The organism is Petrotoga sp. 9T1HF07.CasAA.8.2, from assembly GCF_002895585.1.
GTDB lineage: Bacteria > Thermotogota > Thermotogae > Petrotogales > Petrotogaceae > Petrotoga > Petrotoga mobilis.
Map to the genome: position 1 here is coordinate 77,404 of NZ_AZRI01000004.1, position 21,096 is coordinate 98,499.

At 33.3% G+C, this 21,096-nt stretch carries 23 protein-coding genes; all 23 read left to right on the forward strand.

Annotation, left to right across the window (positions count from 1 at the left end; genetic code table 11):
• The 23 genes from X925_RS00570 to dnaX are packed head-to-tail and all read left to right on the forward strand — an operon-like array spanning position 1 to position 21,091.
• Complete coding sequence (locus X925_RS00570; protein ID WP_121958841.1) at positions 1-360, forward strand: response regulator; 360 nt, start codon at positions 1-3, stop codon at positions 358-360.
• 5 nt (positions 361-365) lie between these two features.
• Positions 366-749 carry a hypothetical protein gene (locus X925_RS00575; RefSeq protein ID WP_121958842.1) on the forward strand — a complete coding sequence of 128 codons (384 nt, stop codon included), beginning with the start codon at positions 366-368 and terminating at the stop codon, positions 747-749.
• Positions 750-754: 5 nt separating this feature from the next.
• Entirely contained in the window at positions 755-1,504 is a 750-nt protein-coding gene (fliP, locus tag X925_RS00580) for a flagellar type III secretion system pore protein FliP (RefSeq protein ID WP_121958843.1), read from the forward strand.
• Between the two features lie 4 nt (positions 1,505-1,508).
• Positions 1,509-1,775 carry a flagellar biosynthesis protein FliQ gene (gene fliQ, locus X925_RS00585; protein WP_012209198.1) on the forward strand — a complete coding sequence of 89 codons (267 nt, stop codon included), beginning with the start codon at positions 1,509-1,511 and terminating at the stop codon, positions 1,773-1,775.
• 6 nt (positions 1,776-1,781) lie between these two features.
• A complete protein-coding gene (fliR, locus tag X925_RS00590; RefSeq protein WP_158245378.1) occupies positions 1,782-2,549 on the forward strand; it encodes a flagellar biosynthetic protein FliR in 768 nt (255 codons plus the stop codon).
• Entirely contained in the window at positions 2,471-3,604 is a 1,134-nt protein-coding gene (flhB, locus tag X925_RS00595; protein WP_233187709.1) for a flagellar biosynthesis protein FlhB, read from the forward strand. Before fliR ends, flhB begins: the two co-directional genes overlap by 79 nt.
• An 18-nt stretch (positions 3,605-3,622) precedes the next feature.
• On the forward strand, positions 3,623-5,755 hold the full coding sequence (flhA, locus tag X925_RS00600) for a flagellar biosynthesis protein FlhA (protein WP_103065400.1): 2,133 nt from the start codon (positions 3,623-3,625) through the stop codon (positions 5,753-5,755).
• On the forward strand, positions 5,745-7,061 hold the full coding sequence (gene flhF / locus X925_RS00605; RefSeq protein ID WP_121958845.1) for a flagellar biosynthesis protein FlhF: 1,317 nt from the start codon (positions 5,745-5,747) through the stop codon (positions 7,059-7,061). The genes flhA and flhF overlap by 11 nt, the downstream gene beginning before the upstream one ends.
• Positions 7,058-7,912, forward strand: a complete 855-nt coding sequence (locus X925_RS00610) for a P-loop NTPase (protein WP_012209203.1) — start codon at positions 7,058-7,060, stop codon at positions 7,910-7,912. The genes flhF and X925_RS00610 overlap by 4 nt, the downstream gene beginning before the upstream one ends.
• A gap of 48 nt (positions 7,913-7,960) precedes the next feature.
• Positions 7,961-8,659, forward strand: a complete 699-nt coding sequence (locus X925_RS00615; RefSeq protein WP_012209204.1) for a flagellar brake protein — start codon at positions 7,961-7,963, stop codon at positions 8,657-8,659.
• A 37-nt stretch (positions 8,660-8,696) separates the two neighbouring features.
• Entirely contained in the window at positions 8,697-9,329 is a 633-nt protein-coding gene (cheC, locus tag X925_RS00620) for a CheY-P phosphatase CheC (RefSeq protein ID WP_012209205.1), read from the forward strand.
• A complete protein-coding gene (gene cheD / locus X925_RS00625) occupies positions 9,322-9,819 on the forward strand; it encodes a chemoreceptor glutamine deamidase/glutamate methylesterase CheD (RefSeq protein ID WP_103065404.1) in 498 nt (165 codons plus the stop codon). Before cheC ends, cheD begins: the two co-directional genes overlap by 8 nt.
• Positions 9,820-9,831: 12 nt before the next feature.
• A complete protein-coding gene (locus X925_RS00630) occupies positions 9,832-10,527 on the forward strand; it encodes a sigma-70 family RNA polymerase sigma factor (protein ID WP_012209206.1) in 696 nt (231 codons plus the stop codon).
• Between the two features lie 2 nt (positions 10,528-10,529).
• The gene (locus X925_RS00635) at positions 10,530-10,835 is read left to right on the forward strand and encodes a hypothetical protein (protein ID WP_121958846.1); all 306 of its coding nucleotides are present in this window, start codon (positions 10,530-10,532) and stop codon (positions 10,833-10,835) included.
• Between the two features lie 39 nt (positions 10,836-10,874).
• Positions 10,875-11,372, forward strand: coding sequence for a hypothetical protein (locus X925_RS00640; RefSeq protein WP_012209208.1), 498 nt, complete (start codon positions 10,875-10,877; stop codon positions 11,370-11,372).
• Positions 11,351-12,052 carry a hypothetical protein gene (locus X925_RS00645; protein WP_103065406.1) on the forward strand — a complete coding sequence of 234 codons (702 nt, stop codon included), beginning with the start codon at positions 11,351-11,353 and terminating at the stop codon, positions 12,050-12,052. Before X925_RS00640 ends, X925_RS00645 begins: the two co-directional genes overlap by 22 nt.
• Before the next feature lie 7 nt (positions 12,053-12,059).
• Positions 12,060-14,984 (forward strand): DEAD/DEAH box helicase, encoded by a 2,925-nt coding sequence (locus X925_RS00650; RefSeq protein ID WP_121958847.1) that lies wholly within the window; start codon positions 12,060-12,062, stop codon positions 14,982-14,984.
• 12 nt (positions 14,985-14,996) lie between these two features.
• Positions 14,997-16,355 (forward strand): tRNA uridine-5-carboxymethylaminomethyl(34) synthesis GTPase MnmE, encoded by a 1,359-nt coding sequence (mnmE, locus tag X925_RS00655; RefSeq protein ID WP_103065408.1) that lies wholly within the window; start codon positions 14,997-14,999, stop codon positions 16,353-16,355.
• A gap of 12 nt (positions 16,356-16,367) precedes the next feature.
• A complete protein-coding gene (locus X925_RS00660; RefSeq protein ID WP_103065409.1) occupies positions 16,368-17,072 on the forward strand; it encodes a hypothetical protein in 705 nt (234 codons plus the stop codon).
• A 3-nt stretch (positions 17,073-17,075) separates the two neighbouring features.
• Positions 17,076-18,251: an ABC transporter permease gene (locus X925_RS00665; RefSeq protein WP_103065410.1), complete on the forward strand. Its 1,176-nt coding sequence runs from the start codon at positions 17,076-17,078 to the stop codon at positions 18,249-18,251.
• Between the two features lie 26 nt (positions 18,252-18,277).
• Positions 18,278-19,084 carry an S-adenosyl-l-methionine hydroxide adenosyltransferase family protein gene (locus X925_RS00670; RefSeq protein ID WP_121515216.1) on the forward strand — a complete coding sequence of 269 codons (807 nt, stop codon included), beginning with the start codon at positions 18,278-18,280 and terminating at the stop codon, positions 19,082-19,084.
• Positions 19,074-19,691, forward strand: a complete 618-nt coding sequence (locus X925_RS00675; RefSeq protein ID WP_012209215.1) for a YigZ family protein — start codon at positions 19,074-19,076, stop codon at positions 19,689-19,691. Before X925_RS00670 ends, X925_RS00675 begins: the two co-directional genes overlap by 11 nt.
• The gene (gene dnaX / locus X925_RS00680) at positions 19,688-21,091 is read left to right on the forward strand and encodes a DNA polymerase III subunit gamma/tau (RefSeq protein ID WP_121958848.1); all 1,404 of its coding nucleotides are present in this window, start codon (positions 19,688-19,690) and stop codon (positions 21,089-21,091) included. Before X925_RS00675 ends, dnaX begins: the two co-directional genes overlap by 4 nt.
• Positions 21,092-21,096 lie beyond the last annotated feature (5 nt).

The window sequence follows — 21,096 nt, forward strand, 5'->3', positions numbered from 1 at the left end:
ATGGCTAAAACTGTCTTAATAGTGGATGATGCTGCTTTTATGAGAATGATGTTAAAAGACATATTAACTAAAGCAAATTATGAAATAGTAGGGGAAGCTAGCAACGGTCAAGAAGCGGTTGAAAAGTATCAAGAGCTTAATCCAAATTTTGTGACAATGGATATAACTATGCCCATTAAAGATGGTATTCAAGCTATAAAAGAGATAAAGAAAATAGACCCTAACGCTAAGATTATAGTTTGCAGTGCTATGGGGCAGCAAGCTATGGTTATAGAATCGATTCAGGCTGGTGCCAAGGATTTTATTGTAAAACCATTCCAGGCTAATAGGGTTATAGAAGCCTTACAAAAATTGGAGTAGTTTAAATGCCCACTAACTATGCAACGCCGACCAATAATTTGGTTAATGTATCATTTTGGTTTGTAGCCATAATATTACTCATCATACTTCTTGCAGTGTTTTATTATATACTGGCTAAAACATTAAAAAAAGGCCCTAAAAGCAAAGAAGTAAAGATGGTAAAAAAATACTATCTAGATAGGAATTTATACGTTGGAGTATTGAAAGTTTTTAAAGAATATTACCTTATTTTGACTACTTCCAATTCCAGTGAAATAGTAAGAAAATTAGAAGAAGAAGAGGTTCAAGAAATTATGAATGAACATCCTAAATTTCTTGAAACCTTTTCAAATATATTGAAAAAAGATAAAATTTCAAGGGGAAGGGAAGAGGAAAAATTAGAAAAGTAAAGAAGATAATAACTCTTATTCTTTTTATCCTAGCTTTTAGCTTAGTTTTTTCTCAAAATACCGTTCAACTCCCAGGGGTAGATATACAAATAAACCCAAATGAAGAAGTTAATACTTTAACGCCGACGCTGACAATACTTTTAATAGTAACTGTTTTGTCCTTAGCCCCAGGGTTTTTAATGTTATTTACTTCATTTACGAGAATAGTTGTGGTGTTAAGCTTTTTGAGACAGGCAATGGGTACCAGACAAGCACCTCCAAATCAAGTAATGTTGGCTTTAGCCCTCTTTTTAACGATAATGATAATGTTTCCCGTTTTTAATGGGGTGTATCAAGAGGCAATTATTCCGTACAATCAAAATGAGATTAGCTACGAAGAAGCTATACAAATTAGTTGGCAACAATTCAAAGATTTCATGATTTCAGAGATTGTCGCACATAAAAATGAAGATGATATTTATTTACTTTCATCTTCAATGAATGTAGAGATAGAAAATATTGAAGAAACTCCTTTTCAAATTCTGGTACCTGCCTTTGCAATAAGTGAGTTAGAAATTGCCTTTAAAATGAGTATATTGCTCTATTTACCTTTTATAATAGTAGATATGGTGGTAGCGAGTATTCTGTTATCTATGGGGATGATCATGATACCTCCGATTCTGATTTCATTACCTTTTAAAATAATGATTTTTGTAATGGTAAATGGATGGGACCTCATAATTGGTGGATTAGTGAGGAGTTTTGTGGGAGGATGATCTCATGAGCGAAGAGGTACTAATAGAGATTTTTGAAAACGGTATAATGCTTTTTCTAAAAGTGGTCTCTCCAATTTTAATAATAAGTGTGGCGGTAGGGTTGATTATTAGTATATTTCAAGCCGTTACGCAGCTTCACGAGCAGACGTTGACATTTGCTCCTAAAATTATAATAACTTTTTTAGCGTTGGTTTTGATGTTCTCTTGGATAATGCAAAATTTATCAGATTTTTCATTCGAGTTGTTCACTTATTATTTAGGGATGATTTAGTTGGAGTTGGAAAATTTAACATACCAACTATGGGTTTATTTTTTCATTTTTGCTAGAGTGGCTGGAATCACCTTTTTCATTCCTTTTTTTAGCACTACTTTTGTTCCCGTTCATATAAAAGTTTTTATAACGCTCTTTATTTCTTATTTGGTGCTATTTGAGGTTAACGGTACTTTCCCTATAAATTCATCGCCTTTAGTAATAATATTTTATTTGTTGATGAATTTTGTTTTTGGAAGTAGCGTAGGATTAATAGCTAATATTTTGTTTTATGCCTTTCAATTTGCAGGGGAGACGATAGGTATACAAATGGGATTTGCGATGGCGAATGTTTTTGATCCAGTAACTAGCGATGAAGTTTCTTTGGTTTCTGAGCTTTCATTTTTATTCAGTATGTTGCTTTTTTTTATCTTTAAAGGACCTTTAATTTTATACTCAATAATTATAGATTCTTTCAACAAGGTTCCCGTGGTTTTTACTCTAGCGCCTGATGGATTTATGGTTTTTTCCCAAAAATTATTTGATGTATTCACTATAGGACTTCAACTTTCGATGCCGTTTATTGCATTTATGATCCTTTTGAAAGTTGCTTTGGGAATAGTTTCTAGATTGATCCCACAGGTTAATGTTTTTATGGTGGGTATCCCACTAGAAATACTGGTAGGATTTTTACTTTTCTTAGGAGTGATATTGATTTGGGAAGATCAGTTTACTACTCTATTCTTTCAACTAATGGAATGGATAAAAAATTCAATGATCCTTCTATTTCAATAAACCTTCAACTTTTTGCGGATCCAGATAAAACTGAGGATCCAACACCTAGACGTTTAGAAAAAGCTCGAGAAGAGGGAAACATTCCTCAATCGAATGAATTTAACATGGCGGTTAGTTTTTTATCAATTTCGCTTTTTTTGTGGATAATATTTGAGCCACTCCTTAACGATATTTTTAAGGTATTTTATGATTATTTATCTTTAGATTTAGACTATTCACCAACAGATTTGCTTGGATATGAGATTACAGCACACATGAACTTATACATAAAATTGATACTGTTTTTTGTCGTTGCCGTTGTAGTTTCTACCCTTTTGGGAATGATCCAAACCAAATTTTTGTTTACTTTTAAATCTTTAAAATTGGATCTGAGCAAGATAAACCCCATTAAAGGATTCAAAAGGTTATTTTCTTTAAGATCTGTTGTAGAGCTTATAAAGGCCCTTTTAAAATTAACCATATTAGGATTGTTAATCTATAATATAATAAAGGCCAATTGGTTTAAGATACTCTCTTTGGCAGAGGAAGAAACGGCTTTTTCTTTTAATGTGATTTTTGATTTGGTGATTAACGTGCTGTTTCAATTAGGAATAGCCTTACTTCTTCTCAGTTTGTTTGATTTTTGGTACCAGAGGTATGAATATAAAAAAGAGTTAAAAATGAGTAAGTATGAGGTCAAACAAGAACGAAAGGAAATAGAAGGTAACCCTGAAATTAAACAAAGGCAAAGAGAATTGATGAGAAATTTGGCAAGAAGTAGAATGATGCAAAAAGTCCCTGAAGCGGATGTTGTCATCACCAATCCTACTCATTATGCTGTTGCCATAGAGTATAATGCTGAAGAAATGCATGCGCCCATTGTTGTAGCAAAAGGAAAAGATGAAGTTGCATTTAAAATAAGAGAGATTGCTTTTAAACATAGAATCCCTATCTTAGAAAGACCTGCTTTGGCAAGAGAAATTTATGAGAAAGTTGATTTAAACGAAGAAATACCAGAAGATTTATACACCTTAGTTGCAGAGGTACTGGCTTACGTCTACAACCTCAGTTATTAATTCATTGGGGGGATAGCAATGAATTTTACTAGAATAAAAGGGTTAGATGCAGTAATATCCATACTTATTGTTGGAATAGTTGTGTTGATGGTAATACCTATTCCTACGTTTTTGCTAGACTTTTTGCAACTTTTAAACATAATCGTTTCGATAATGATTTTATTGGCTACATTATATTTGAAAAGGGCATTGGATATTTCTATTTTCCCATCTTTGTTATTAGTTATGACTATCTTTAGGTTGGCGTTGAATGTTTCTTCTACTCGTTTGATACTCTTAAACGGTAAAAATTTCGAAGGAAAAGTTGTTAGAGCCTTTGGAGACTTTGTTGTTGGTGGAAATTATATTGTGGGAATCATAATCTTTTTGATACTCGTTATAATTCAATTTCTCGTAATAACTAAAGGAACAGAAAGAATATCGGAAGTAGCCGCAAGGTTCACTTTGGATGCCATGCCTGGTAAACAGATGAGTATAGATGCTGATATGTCTTCAGGGTTGATTAACGAAGAAGAAGCTAGGCAAAGAAGAGAAGACATACGAAGAGAAGCCGACTTCTATGGTGCGATGGATGGAGCTAGTAAATTTGTGAGAGGGGATGCAATAGCCGGTTTGATAATAACCCTCATCAATTTAGTTGGAGGTTTATTAATTGGGATTTTACAGCAGGGACTGACGATCGCTGAAGCAGCAGAAGTATTCGCCTTACTCACCGTTGGTGATGGACTAGTTGCTCAAATTCCTGCGTTGTTAATTTCAACCTCTGCGGGTATGATAGTTTCAAGAGCCGCTTCAAAAGATAATTTTGGGGTAGATTTAATAAGACAACTTACTTCTGATACAAGGGTTTTAAATATAGCAGGTGGAATAATAATATTTTTAGGTTTGTTAACACCAATCCCAGTTTTTCCATCTTTGATTTTAGGAGGAGGTTTACTTTTTGTAGCTTATGCGAATAAAGCTAACGAAGGCCAGCTAGCTTACGAAACAACAGGTTCTAGTGGTGGAGGGATTGGAAGCTCAACTGCACCAAAAGCTGAAAAAAGAGGTGTTTCTGGCGGTTTTTCACCACCTCTTACAACTCCAGAAGAAGTTTCAGAAGTTTTACAAGGGGATACAATTGAGGTAGATATTGGTTATGGATTGATACCTTTAGCTGATCCCGATCAAGGTGGAGACCTCTTAGATAGGATAACCGTTGTTCGAAAACAATTAGCTTATGAATTGGGTATAGTAATCTCTCCTATTCGAATAAGGGACAGCGTTCTATTAAGTTCGAACGAATACGTTATTAAATTGAAAGGCGTTGAAGTTGGTAGATTTGAGTTGATCCCCGATAGACTTCTGGCAATAAACTCGGGTATGGCTTCAGAAGAATTGCCTGGTATAAAGACAAAGGAGCCAGCCTTTGGGTTGACAGCTTTTTGGATAGATGAAAGTTTAAAAGAGGAGGCTATAGAAAAAGGTTACACAACTGTTGATGCCCCCAGCGTTTTCGCCACTCACCTTTCCGAAACCATTAAAAAATATGCCCATGAAATTATTGGAACCAAAGAAATAGAAATATTGATAGATGGATTGAGAGTTAATTATGCTAATCTAGTAGATACCTTAATTCCAACGATGCTAAAAATGCATGAACTAAAAAAAGTTTTAAGTGAATTATTGTATGAAAGGGTTTCGATAAGAAATCTTTCTTTAATTTTTGAAAGTTTGATAGAAGCAGTTGATAAATACGGTAACAATATCGAGAACTTAGTAGAGTATGTTAGAAGATCATTGGGGAGGCAAATAGTTGAAAATTTAAAATCTGATGATGGAGAATTACACGTCACCGCACTGGATCCAACTATAGAGAAAAAATTAGCTGAATCGATAAGGGAAGCCGATTCGGGAAGGGTTATTATACTCGAACCAGAATATTCGAATATTTTGGTACAAAAAATATCTAAATCTCTGGAAAATATGATGATGAAAGGTTTTAACCCTATATTGATTTGTTCTAAAAACATAAGATATCCGTTTGCCAGATTTACATTAAAATTTATACAAAACATCAGTATTGTAGCGTATGAAGAGATACCCTCGGACACTTCTCTAAACGTGAATGAGATAGTGAAAATAGAAGGTGAAAGATCCAATGCAAATTAAAAAACTTACAGTAAAAACGATTTCTGAAGCAATGGAAAAGATAAGAAGAGAATTTGGAGAAGATGCCTATATTTTAGATACAAAAAAAGTAAAAAAGGGTGGCTTCTTTGGAATTGGTGGAGAGAAATACCTTGAAGTAACTGTTTTGAGTGAGGAAAACAAAAATCCCGAATACAAACCTCAAAAATCGAAAAAATCTACACAAGAATCTGATAGTACCTATACGCTAAACGATCTAATAAAAAGGAATACACCCGAATTTTATAGAAAAAAAGAAAGAGAAGAAAAAATATCAGCACCTTCGTATTTTAAAAGTAATAAAGAACCTAATTATAAGGATTCGAAAGACGATTTAACAGAGTTTATAAAAACGAGTAGAGAAATATCCTCTAAGATAGACAAAAGTGCTGAATCATTTTATCGTCAACACATTGAAAGGGAACCTTCTGAAAGTGAGATCAAAGATAGTCTGAAATTACAAGAGTTGATGAATATGGTTGAAAAGTTGAATAAAAAAATGGAAGTGAACAATCTTTATCTTCAAGATATAAAAGATAAGCTATACGAAAAATCGTATTCAAGAACTTTCATTGAGTCCTTTTTAAACCAATTGAACGATTTAAAAGTTGAAGAAAATTGGAAAAATCAAGAAATTATAAGAACCAGATTTGAAAAGAAACTTTATCAAAGCTTTGAAATTTTAAATTTTGGTGATGTAAAGAATAAAGTTATGTTTATAGGTCCCACAGGAGTGGGAAAGACGACAACATTGGCAAAAATAGCCGCTAACTTAAAAAAAATGAATAAAAAAATTGCACTAATTACAATCGACACGTACAGAATAGCTGCAACTGACCAGCTAAAAACTTATGCAGATATATTAGGTATTTCTCTTAACATTTGTTATACCCCGTCTGACCTTAAAATTGCTGTGGAATCACTTTTGAATTTTGACGTAATTCTAATAGACACAGCCGGAAGAAGCCATAAGAACAATTTACAGATGGGGGAACTCAAAGTTTTTAAAGATGTAGTTAACCCTGATTACAATATAATGCTAGTATCCTCCAACACCAATTGTGAAGATATGATGCATATTTACGATAATTTTTCTTATCTAAAACCCAACGCATTAATTTTTACAAAGATGGATGAAACGTCATCATATGGGCAATTATTTTCTTTTCTGGAATATTCTAAATTACCTTTGTTGGGGATAACAGATGGTCAAAGAGTTCCTGAAGATTTGAAGTTTCCTTCTAAAGAATGGCTGACTCATGCAGCAGTGGAGGAGGTATTTAAATGAACCGGATATATCGTGATCAAGCAACTGGTTTAAGAGAAGAGTTTTCTAATACACAAACAAAAATTATAACAATCGTAAGCGGAAAGGGAGGAGTAGGCAAGTCGGTATTATCAGTGAATATAGCTACTGAGTTAGCCACACATGGGAAACGAATACTTTTGTTTGATTCGGATGCCGGTTTTGCAAACGCTTCTATTTTGATGGGAAAAACTGTGAAGGTTACGTTGAGTGAATATATGAGGGGAAATGTAACCTTCAACGAGTGTGTTCAAGATACAGAGTACGGTGTTAAGATAATTAGTAGCGGTTTTGATTTCACAGATTGGAAGATCTTTCAAAATAATTTTACCGATTCGATCATGGATGAATTTTTAAATTTGTTGAAAGATATCGATTTTTTTATAATAGACGTAGGTGCAGGTTATTCTGAAAAACTCAATAATTTTTATTTAAATTCTGATACTATCTTTCTAATAACTGTTCCCGAACCGACTGCTGTAGTTAACGCTTACACCCTGCTGAAAGCTTTATCTGTTTTGAATGTAAATGGGGAAATAGAGATAATTCTTAACATGATCAAAAATAAAAATGAAGTGGAGATGGTTAAATCCGTCTTAAGTAGAACTGCAAAAAGGTTTTTAAACAGAGAAATAAATAACTTTCATGAAATTTCTTACGATGAAAACGTTCATATGAGTGTTAAGAGGCAGATACCATTAGTTTCATTGAAAGAAAACAGTAAATTTTCAAAAGATATAAAAAAGATTACCTCCAATATATTGAATATAGAAACCTCTTCCCATATTAATTTTACCCAGAGATTGAAAGAGATGTTTGGAAAAGACCATTGATGTTCGGGGTGGATGAACGCTATAAAATAGATAGAAAAGGGGTTTAAGATGTCTGATTTTGTCGAAAAAGTAAGCTCAAAGAATGTTTTATACACTAATATGCCCTTGGATTTAGAGATTCAAGAAAAAGGAATTCAAGGAGTTTATAAAAGTATCCTATACGAACATGATCTCAGCAGTAATCTAGCTAAAATTGGAATGCCGATTTTTAAGGGAGCCTATCTGCAAATTTTTCGAGGTACTAATCTAAAAGTAAGAGCATACTCTTCAAGGGCTGTTTATTTATTCAAAAGCAAAGTTTACAGCAGTGGAAAAGAAGGAAATATCAGATACCTTATAATAAACATTCCTGAAACAATTGTTAGAGTGCAAAGAAGGCAACATGCCAGGATCCCTGTTTCTGAAGAAGGTACCTTTTGTTTCAAAGAAGACCTAGAAAATAGTGAAAGTGAGGAGAACATTCAACCAACAAAATATCGGTTTATGACTAAAGATTTCAGTGCAGGAGGATTGGCTATCGTTACCTCTAAAGAGATGAAAGTCGGACAAAAGATAATAATAAATTTAGCATTAAAAAATGAGATCAGACTTGAAAACATGGAATCCGAGGTTGTTAGGTCTATTGGAAAAACTACAAGTGGTGAATACATTTATGGAATTAAGTTTTTAAACTTAACAAGAGAAAAAGAAGAAGAGCTGGTGAGGTTCGTTTTCAAATTAGAGCGGGAGTCATTTAAAAAGATTTGATACAGTACCTTTTTCATAACAAAAAGGGGGAAGTTTAATGTCAATCTATGATGAGATTAACGAACAGAAATTGGATGCATTGAAGGAATTAGGAAACATAGGTGCAGGTAATGCGGCGACAGCTATTTCAACGATGCTGAACAAGAAAATAGATATCACAGTTCCCTCTGCTGAAATTTTACCGATTTCAGAGTTATGGGAGGAGTTTAGTGATCCTGAGGATATAACAGCCGGGTCAATGGTAGAAATTGGTGGAGAGCTTCATGGGGCGATTTTGTTTCTGCTAGGAACTGAAGAGATGAAAAATATTTTAGAGTTGTTAATGCTCCCCCGACCACAAGACTTAACCCAAATTGATGAAATGACCTCTTCAGCCATAGGTGAAATTGGTAATATTATGTGTAGCTCTTATATATCTGCGCTTTCGAATTTCACAGGTTTGAACATACATTCCTTGCCTCCAAAAATTACCGTAGATATGTTAACAGCTATAGTTTCTGAGTCTTCCCTCATGGTTACTGAAGGGAGCGATTTTGTAATTTTAATTAGAACAGAAATAAACATGGAAGAGTATGAAGGGAACGTAAAAGGCTTCTTGATATATTTATCAGACGAACAAAATATTTTAAAATTATTAAAATCCTTAGGAATGGGGACGAATAATGACTGAGAGCAAGAAAAAAATAATAGGAATTGGTGAATACATCGTAGATAAAAATCCAGCTATTTTGGTAACATTAGGGTTAGGCTCGTGTGTAGCCGTTTGTTTGCGAGATAAGAAAAACCTCATTGGAGGGTTAGTCCACGTCATGCTTCCTGAAAGTAGAGATAATAAAAAAGATCAAAAGATCGGTAAATACGCAGATACAGGGATAAAAGCAATAATAGATGGAATTATAGATTTGGGTGGAAACGTTAAATATCTGGAAGCTAAGATAGCAGGGGGGGCAGCTATGTTCCAAAATTCGAATAATTCTTTGAATGTTGGAGCCAAAAACGTTGAAGCCGTAAGACAAATTTTGAAAGAAAACGACATAAAAATAATTTCTGAAGATACAGGAGGAAATAGAGCTAGAAGTGTTGAATTTAACATCGCTAATGGAGAATTAAAAGTTAAGAAGGTCGGCGGGGGAGAAAAAGTTGAAATCGCAGTAATTTAAGGTGGCAAATATATGAAATACAAAATTAATGAAGAACAACTGGTAATGGAGTTTTTGCCAAAAATAAAGATTATAGCTTTGAATCTGAAAACCACTTTACCAAAAAATATAGAATTAGAGGATTTGATTCAGGAGGGGATTATTGGATTACTTCAATCATATAAAAGATACAACCCGGAAAAAGGTACTTCCTTTTACACCTACGCTCTAAAAAGGATAAAAGGTTCAATGTATGATTATCTGAGGAGAATAGATTGGCTTCCAAAGGACGTTCGAAGTTTAGTAAAAAAGTACGAAGATTTGATTTACGAATGTAAAGATAATGAGTACATAGACGATAATTCAGTGGCAGAAAAACTTCATATTGAAAAAAATGATGTAGATAAAATAAAGTTCTCCTTGAGCAAAAGGCAGATTCTTCAATTGGATGAGTACTTTTTAAACAATGAAGAAGATACCTGGCTTGAAGATATACAAGAAGAAAACGACCCTGAAATACTGGCTTATAAAGATATGTTACATGATAAATTAACAGAAAGTATCGAGAAATTGGAAGAAAGAGAAAAATTGATACTTTCTCTATACTATAACGAAGGCTTAACCTTTAAAGAAATAGGAAGTGTTTTAGAAATAAGTGAATCACGGGTTTCCCAGTTACACTCAGTAATATTGGTGAAATTAAAAAAGATGATTCAAGGAAGTGAATAAATATGGCTTCACTTCATGAGTTACAAATATTAGTGACCAAATCTATAGATGTAGCAAACAATGTCCAGGCGATATCTCATTCTTATGATGCAGCTAAAAATATGTTGCTAGTTGAACAAGCGAGTGAATATTCTCAAAACCTACAAAAAAGGATAAAGAGTAAAGATCAAGTTGAAAAGAAAAATGTTGATAACAAATCATCCAGCGGGGGTTTTTCTCAGAGATCCCAGAGTACTGAAAACAAAAATAGTGTAAAGAGGCTTGTAGTGGATGAGTACAGAGGTAAACTTTTGGATTTAAGGTTATAAGTATCTATCCTTATGGGTGGGGAAGGAGAAATAAAAATTATGTTAGGATATTTTTCAATATATAAATCAGAAGATGAAACGTTTTCAGGTGGATTATTGGTTCTCAATGAAAACGGTATCCCTGTTTCCTTTAAATACACAGAACCGATAAAACCTTCCAAAATCCAAAAAATAATTTATGGATCGAACCTAAAAAATTATTTAGCCTTTCAGATACTAAGTAGCGAAGAATTATACTCACCTCACGATGTGGACTTAATACTAACGGACGACAGCGATCTAATAAATTATATTGATATTGACAAAGTTATAATGTATATAATGGAAGTAAGTAGTGATAAAGGCTTTGAAGTTAAAGAAAAAGAAGGTATAATTCCCATAAATCAAAATTCTAGCTTAAGATTTTATTCTTCGAAAGTTCTAGATTCTCTTACGTTGAAGAAGCTTAAATCCTACATAGAGATTTTTGATATCTTTGAACCATTTACTCGATTAAAAGAGGCTTTGGTGTATATATGTTCCTCAAAAGAAAAATAACTATCAATCAAGTTAATCTTTCATTGTATACCCCTATAAATTCCGTGCCTTTCCAGAACGTAAGTTTTCAACTTCTATCTTCAAAAACCCAAAACCTAAAAATAAAAACCATTGGTATTAACGAGTTGGTAAAGATAACAGAACTCCCATGGGGCGAAGGGGGAATTAACTTTATTGAAGAAATAGATCACTTTTTACCAAAAAAAATAAATAATTTTGATTTTATTAAGATTAGTATAATTAAAAATTCTTCTTTATCTGGTATAAATATAAAAGAGAGTGAAATTAAGATGGGAGTCAGCTTAATAAATGTTCCAATGCCAACAGGTGCAATCCCAAATACGACAAAAATGATAGAATTTAAGATTAAAGAAAGTGTCCCTCAAAAAATAGTAGTTAAACCAATTAGAAAGGCTTTAAAAAGACCTGTTTCAAAGGAATACATCTTACAGTTAGCCCAAGAAATTGTATCATCAAAAAAAATGCAAAAGATAAAGCTTTCGTTCTTAGGTTTTTGTATTAAAGTTCCCATAGCAGAAGAGATAAATTACTATTGGAAAGGTGAAAAATTAATATGTTTTCTCAAAAATAATAAAGCAGACATTACTGACTACCTTGATTGTGCCGTTTTTCTCGATTCTGAAACCAATAAGAAGTATTTGAAGTTTATCAGGAGGTAACTTTGATTTGATTAGAAAAGAACTTATAAATTTTCTAGATTCGCTAAAAAAAGTTAACAAACAAAAAATTTTAGTTTTACCTGATGGATATCTCCAAGATTTTGACGATGAGGAAGAGGTTTTCATTTATCCAGATTTTGACATATTTCCATTTGAAAATCTGGATATCTCTCCAAATATCAAAGCAAAGAGGATGAAAACGTTACATGCCTTATTAACGAAAAAGAACGTGACCGTTTTAACTACCTTTTCATCCTTAATAAGGTACACCTTGCCTAAAAACGAATTTGTAAGCAAAAAGATCAAAGTTGGAGATACGTTCGATCTTGATCATAACGTTCCTTACCATTTAGGATACAATCTTTCAGAAGAAGTAACTAGTCCCGGAGAATATTCTAAAAGAGGTTTTGTCAGAGACTTTTTCATTCCAATTTACGAACAACCGGTTAGAATAGAGTTATGGGATGAAGTAATAGATAGAATATCCTTTTTTGATTCTTATTCCCAAAGGTCTATTGAAAATTTAAAAGAAGTTGAGATAATTCCAGGATCTGAAATTATGAAATTTGATCACAACTTAGAATTTTATGAGGAGAGATTAAAAAAATATCTTAATGGGACAAATGAAGAAGAGTTTCTGACTCTCGACCAATTCAATACCCTTCCGGGAATCTTTTACAAAGATAAAAACACAATATTTAGTTATCTTAATGAAGATGGAGATATTTATTTAATCAACAAAGAAGAAATCATAAACTCTTACTCTGAAAAAGAAAAAGAAAATTATGAAATGTGTGACACTGAACTAAAACGAAAAATATATAAAATGTTTTCTGGACATAACCTTGAAATTTTAAACAAAATAAAATATGAAGAAGTTAAACTTACCTTAGAAAAGATTTATTTTATAAAATCCAAAAAGGAAGATAAAAGGTTAGAGTATATACCTCTTCTTGATTGGGAAGATCTAAACGATGGGGACTTGGTAGTACACGAAGATTATGGGATAGGAATATATCACGGCGTTAACAAAGTTGAGACTCTTTTGGGTTTGAGAGAGTTTGTAACATTAGAATACTCCGATAATTCAAGGGTATATGTCCCAGTAGGTAGGTTAGACAAACTATCTAAATACATCGGAGACCCAGAATCCGTTAAAATATCTTCTTTGAACAGTAAAAGCTGGAAAAATACAAAGCAAAAGGTAAAAGAAGAGATTAAACAAAAGATAGAAGAGCTCCAAAAGATCTATGCCTTAAGGGAAAATCAAAGAGGAATACAACTATTTGGAGATCCTGAATTGGAAGAAAAATTCAAAGAAACCTTTCCTTACGTCGAAACACCTGACCAAGAAAAAAGTATCAAAGAGGTTATGAGAGATCTAGAAAGTGAAAGACCGATGGATAGATTGTTGTCAGGTGATTCGGGATTTGGTAAAACTGAAGTTGCAATGAGAGCAGCTTTTAGAACGGTTGTTTCAAATTACCAAGTGCTATTATTAGCTCCTACAACGATACTTGCCAAGCAGCATTACGAAAATTTCAAACAAAGAATGGACTCTTTTGGAATTAAGATAGCTTTAGTTACCCGTCATAAAACTCAAAAAGAAAAGAAAGACCTCTTTGAAAGTATAGGAAAAGGTCAAGTAGATATAGTAATAGGGACGCACGCCTTATTATCAGATTTATTGCAGGTAAAAAACCTGGGATTAGTTATAGTAGACGAAGAACAAAGATTTGGCGTACTTCAGAAAGAGAAATTCAAAAAGTTAAGTGATGGAGTAAACTTCCTTATGATGAGCGCCACTCCTATACCTAGAACCTTATACATGTCTATCAGCGGCTTAAGAGACATCTCCACGATATCGACGCCGCCTGTGGGTAGGTTACCCATTCAAACATTTATTGGGAAATACTCAGATAAGTTAGTACGCACGGCTATTTTGAGAGAAAAATCTAGGGGTGGACAAGTAATCTATATTCACAACAGAGTTCAGGAATTGAATGAACTGCATAAAAAATTGCGAACACTTATTCCAGAAATAAAAATAGCAATGGTTCATGGTGGGACACCAAAAAAGGAGTTTATAAAATCTATAAACGATTTGTATGATGGAAATATTGATCTCCTTCTTTCGACAACAATAATAGAAAATGGAATAGATATACCCAATGTCAATACCCTTATCCTAGATGACCCAGAAAGGTATGGGATCTCTCAGTTGTATCAAATTAAAGGAAGAGTTGGAAGATCTAACAGAAGAGCTTTTGTCTACTTTCTATTTAAAAAAGAAGTTACCCCTCAAACCAAAAAAAGGCTGGAAGCAATCAAACAGTACAATGAACCAGGAAGTGGATTAAAGCTTGCTTTGAGAGATTTAGAAATTCGTGGATACGGGGATATATTGGGGATAGAGCAAAAAGGTCATATTAATGCGATAGGCTATCATCTATACCATGAAATGTTGAATAAAATTTTATTTGAATATGGGATTAAAAAGGAAGAAGAAATTCAAAAACCTCAAACTTACACAGAGATAAAAGGTATAAAAGGTTCCCTAGTTATTCCAGAATCATATATTTCTAATTCTATTGAAAGAATGAGAATATATAGAAGAATATCGGTGGCTAAAACAGTTGATGATGTTGAGGATATAAGGTCTGAAATACGCGATAAATACGGTAAATTTCCAGAAGAAGTTGAGAGATTGTTTCAGTACGCTTTGATAAAAGTTAAAGCCAATATGGAAGGCATTAAAGAGATAGAAATAGGAGATACTTACATATCTTTTAAATTCGAAAATGATGTAAATCCTGTCATTGAAAAGTACAACAAATATTCAAGAAAGATTACCTTTTATCCAGAAACGAAAGAACTCATTAGTTATGGGCCAAAAGATCATATGAAATATATGGAAAAGGTTTTTTCTTAAGAGGTGAAAAATGTGTTGAATGATACAATAGTAGCCATTTCATCTCCGATTGGTACGGGAGCCATAGGGGTAGTAAGAATTTCTGGCGATCACGTTAAAAACATAATAGACCAAGCATTAAAAAGAAAAAAATATACACCTAAGAAGATGTACTATGGTTGGCTTTACGATAAAGAAGGAGAAAAAGTCGACGAGATTACCTGGGTTTACCATTCACAGCCTCACTCTTATACAGGGGAGGATATGCTTGAAATATTTTGCCATGGTGGTAAACTTATCACTTATGCTGTACTCAATACGATTATAAAATATGGGGCAAGACAAGCTTTACCTGGGGAGTTTACAAAACGTGCTGTCTTAAACGGTAAGATGGATCTCATAAAAGCAGAAGCTGTAAACAATGTGATTACTTCAGAGACGGAAATCTCTTTAAAAGCCTCTTTTAATCAACTTAAAAATGCTGTTTCGGAAAAAATCAAAGACATAAAAAACAGTTTGCTAAATATCTCAGCCCAGATCGAGGTAGAAATGGATTATCCTGATGACATAGAATTTCAAGATCACGATTTAAAAAACAAATTAGTCCATATCGTAAATAGTATGAATCAACTACTAAAAGAAGCTGAGAACGGTATTATAGCCGTTGAAGGTGTAAGAACAGTTATAGTAGGAAAGCCGAACTCTGGGAAAAGTACCTTGTTAAACGCCCTTTTGAGAAAAGATAGAGCGATTGTAACTGATATTCCTGGGACAACTAGGGACACAATAGAAGAAAACTTGAACATAAACGGCATATACATAAGGCTCATAGATACAGCCGGAATACGATATACAGAAGATACCTTGGAAAGGGTTGGAATAGAAAGGACCATAAATTCTATAAAGAATTCTCATCTAATCTTGTTTGTTTTGGATGGTACAACGCCTTTCACCCAGGAAGACGAACTAATTTATAATAAATTAAATGAATTGGGAGATAAAACTGTTATAATTATATTGAATAAATCCGACTCTCCTAATTTTACAGAGAATAATTATCTATCTTTGAAACAAAAAAATCCAAATGATTTTGTTATAATTTCTGCAAAGAACGGAGCAATTAAAAATTTGGAAAATAAGATTTATGAAAAATTTTTTGAGAAGGTCAACATAGAAGAACCAACTCTAACTAACCAAAGGCAAAAGATAACTTTAGAATCATCTAAAGAGTTTGTTTTAAACGCCATTAATTCGCTTGAGAAAGGTTTTTCTAACGATATAATTATGTATGACGTAAGAAAAGCACTTGAAAAGATCTACGAACTCTCTGGGGAAAATTATACTGAAGAATTACTGGATAAAATCTTCTCCACATTCTGTGTTGGAAAGTAGGAGGTAAAATATATGTATCTGTTAGTTTCAATTTTTTTTGGACTAATCCCCTTGATACAATTTTTCATAAAAGGTTGGTACTTTTTTGGACTATCTTCTATAGGCTTAATTGTTTCGTATTTTATGCTTAAAAAGAGGGGAGCCAAACCATTCATCACAGAAGGTGCGCTCTTATTAATCTCGCAGCTTTTTATGAATATAATTGGGCTATCAAATATACCGATATTTTTATATATCTCTTTGGCAGCGGTTTTGATTTTTGTTGCCTCGAGAGATGAAAAAATAGTTGACGATTTGAAAGATTATATAAAAGAGACAGGCCATTCTAAAGAAAATTGGGATTTTGAAGTATGTTTTTTTGGAATGGGGCAGATTAAAAATATCGATCAATTAACAAATTTATCCACTGCTGCATTTGGTTTTTCAGACAAAGGTATAGCTTTCAACACTAAGTTAAGAAGTGGGAATTACACGAGGTTCATTGATTATAATGAAATAGATGATTTCGGAATGTTCAAACTGCAAAAGAAACAAGAGTTGTACTACCCCAAAATAAGAGATATGTTCATCTGGCCAAGTAATATGAGCACTATGCATAAACCGTATATAAACACCTACGGTTTATATCTTTTAGTGGGGGATGAATCTTTGACTTTTTATGAATCGCCAAGTATCATACTTAAAATATCTGAACATTTAGAAGAAGCGAGGAGATAGACAATGAAAATTTTGAAGATGTCGTGGTATGAGATAAAAAAAGTACTGAGAAATAGAGGAGTATTAATACTAAGTATTATAATACCCGTTATTTTAGCATATTTTGGCTCTTCATTCTATCCTGCAGATATGGCACAAGATTTCCAGTTGGCCTTATATAACGAAGATAACAGTCTTTTAGGTAATTTCAGTTTCATTTTGATAAAACAATTTTTGAATTTTGAGAACACCATCGAAATTAAAAATGATGACCAATTAAACCAAATAATTAGAGAAGGAAATTATGATTCAATATTGATCATTCCAAAAGGTTTTACGCAAGATTTGATTGATCACAAGCAGACGGTCTTGTACATTATACCAAACCCTCACAAAATTCAGAACAGTATGATGGTCTATACCGGTTTTAAAGCTGTTTTTGATGAGCTAGCTGGGATACCAGAAATAAAAGTTGGCTCCACAACTGAGTTCTTACTTCAAGGAGGTATAGGGATCGACGAAACGAGGCCCAAGCCGGAAATAAAAATGCTTATACCAAGTGCCTCTGATGGTTCTTTAGTTGTTTCTCCCACTACAAATTTGGGGATTAATGATATGTTTGCTCCTATCGTTGCGGTGGTTGTAATCCTTTTGTTATCTATGATAGGAATAGCCTCTTCCATCGGTCAAGCCAGAGAAGTTGGATTACTAGATTTATACATATCAAATGGATTAAAAACGTGGCAATTCATTTTATCAAAAATAATATCGTACATCATAATAGGTTTCGTTGCAGGAATGTTCTCGTGGTATATGTTTAGAATGTTTGGTGTTCAATCACAAGCTAACCCATGGAATTTGATCTTACTTGTTTTAGTATCCGTATTTTCTTTCACCTCTTTTGGCTTGTTTTTATCTTCTTTTTTAAAAACTGCTCGAGCAGCTTCCTTCCTTGTAACGGCAATGATTGGAGGAATGTTAGTATTTGGCGGTACTTTAATTCCAATTCCTACAGGAAGCATTCTTGAAAAGATTGCGAACCTATTTCCCGTTAAATACTCTTTAGATGGCTGGAGAAAAATAACGGTATTAGGTTATGGCTTAAGTGATATAAGCTTTGAAATTCTAATTTTATTAGGTTTTGGACTTTTTTTCTGTTTGGCATCATTACTTTTGTTACAAGCTACGCAAGAAACATAGGGAAGGAATAAGGGAGGTCTAATTCGGTGAATCATATAGCCTTTTTAACGGATTGGGGGCTTTCTTCATATTATGTCTCTGTTTGTAAATCTGTTATAAAAAGAATAAATCAAAATGCTGATATAATTGATATCACCCACAGTGCTGGACATTTTAATATAAAGAAGTATGCAGCTATAATTTTTAGAGCCTGTCAAGATTTTGAAGAAGGGACCGTCTTTTTGTGTGTTGTTGATCCAACCGTAGGTAGCCCAAGGAAACCGATCGCATTGAAAACGTCAAAGTACAACTATTATTTTGTTGGACCAGATAATGGTTTATTTACTTTTGTGATGCAAGAGTTCGGAGTTGAAAAATCTGTTGAGCTATCCGACAAGAGATTTTTCTATAAAACCGATTATTCATCAACATTTCATGGGCGTGATATATTTGCACCAGTGGCTGCATACATTTCTAAAGGTATCAATATCGATCATTTTGGACCCAAAACTGAAAAATTAGCAAATTTAGATGTGCAAAGACCTATCATTGAAGATAACAAAATAATATGTGATTATTTATATTCAGATGATTTTGGAAATATCGAAACTAACTTATCTTCCAACTATATAGAACATTTAGATCTAAGCAAAAAGGTAACAGTTGAAATAAACGGTACAAAAGAAGTTGTTAGGGTCGTGAAGAACTACTCTGAAGTTAAAAAGGGCGAATTATTGTTACATGTTGACAGCTCAGGATTCTATGAGATTTCTGCCAATCAATCCAGTGCGGCTAATAAATTTAACCTAACCGATGATTTTGAAGGGAAGATAAAGATATATCTTGAATTATAAATCAATAAAAGATCCGATCGAAATTACATACACTGTAGAAAGGTCAAAATTCATTGGTAATATCGCAAAGACCAATTCGGTTGATGAAGCACAAAAATTTATAAAACAGATTTCCCAAATGTACAATAACGCCACGCATAACTGTTGGGCTTATAAGGTGCATGAGGGAGGAAGAGAAATCGCTAATTATTCCGATAACAATGAACCATCAGGCACCGCTGGCAAACCTATATACGGTGTAATTGAAAAATTTGGTCTCTTGAACGTGACCATTGTTGTTACGAGGTATTTTGGAGGAGTGAAATTAGGGATTCGAGGTTTAATAGATGCCTATTCTAAAACAGCTGAAGATGTTGTTAAAGCTTCTAAAGTGGTTACCTATGAAAAGGTATTTATTTACGAGGCAAAATGTGACTACAGTAATTTTTCCTTCATACAAAACCTCATGCAAAAACAGAATAACTTCAAAATAATAAAGCAAAACTTTTCAGACGAAGTTTATTTCATATTTGAGGTATTAGAGGATAACAAAGAAGATGTGTTATCACTAATAAAAAACAAGGTGTACAAATTAAATCTTGTCGGCAATTCGGAGGGAACTTTGTGAACAATAATTTATATAGAAAATACAGACCAAAAGATTTTGATGAAATTCTAGGACAACCTCATGTAGTAAAATACTTTAAAAACGCTTTGAACAAGCAAGAAGTTTCTCATGCTTATATTTTTTCGGGTCCGCGGGGCACCGGAAAAACCACTACTGCCAGAATACTTGCCAAAGTATTAAATTGTAAGGATCCTCAAGGGTACAATCCTTGCAACAAATGCGAGAACTGTGTTTCTATAAACAATAACAGTTTTTTGGATGTAATTGAAATGGATGCGGCTTCGAATAGAGGAATAGACGAAATTAGAAACATCAGGGACTCCTCCAATTACAGGCCAGTCTATGGGAAATACAAAGTATATATAATCGATGAATTTCATATGTTGACAAGAGAAGCATTCAACGCGCTATTAAAAACGTTAGAAGAACCACCTTCACATGTTATTTTTATTTTAGCAACCACAAATTTGGAAAAAGTCCCTGATACCATCATTTCTAGGGCTCAAATTATAAACTTCAAAAATTTAGGTCAGAGTGAAATAGTAGAAGGATTGAAAAATATAGCAAGCTCTGAAGGAATAGAATATGAGTTAGACGCCCTAGAAATCATTGCTAAAAGGGCAAAAGGTGGGATGAGAGATGCCATATCGATGTTGGAACAAGTAGAAAAATTTGGAGAGATGAAGATCACTCACCAAGACACCCTCGACATACTAGGTTTGTTCGATGAAAATTTTATTGTTCAATTCATAGAAAATGTCTACAATTCAAAAATCGATGAATTTTTGGCACAATCTGAAGATCTGTTCAATTTAGGGAAAGATCCAGAAATTCTTTTAGAGCAATCCATAGAATATATTTTTGATTCACTAATTAACGAGAAAAGAAGTAACTTAATTCACTTAATGGGGACATTCAACGATATACTTAAAGATTTAAAATACAGTGAAAATAAAAGGTTGATTTTCGATGTGGAGATCTTAGATTTCATGCATAAAAATTCAACTACGTCCTCAACTATATCTTATGATAAAGAAACAACTCCAAAAAGAAAACAAGTAGCCACAGAATCCGTTCCCAAAGAAACTCAACACCCAATTATGAAGAAGATTCTTGATTACTTCAGCGATCCACACGAGAAGAAGTCCAACATGGCTATATACTTCGCTATGCTATTTTCGAATCCGGAAATTGAAAACAATAAAATACATTTCAAATTCTCCTCAAACCAAAAGTTAGAATATGAAATCCTAAAAAAGTATGTAGATGAATTAAAGGTGAATATATTTTTGCTGATCGATGGATCATACGAAATCACTTTTTCTCTCGAAGGTGGCGAGGTGGAAAGTCTGACCCAACAAAAAGAAAAAGCCAATTTGAGAGAAAAGAAACTGTTCTGAGGGAA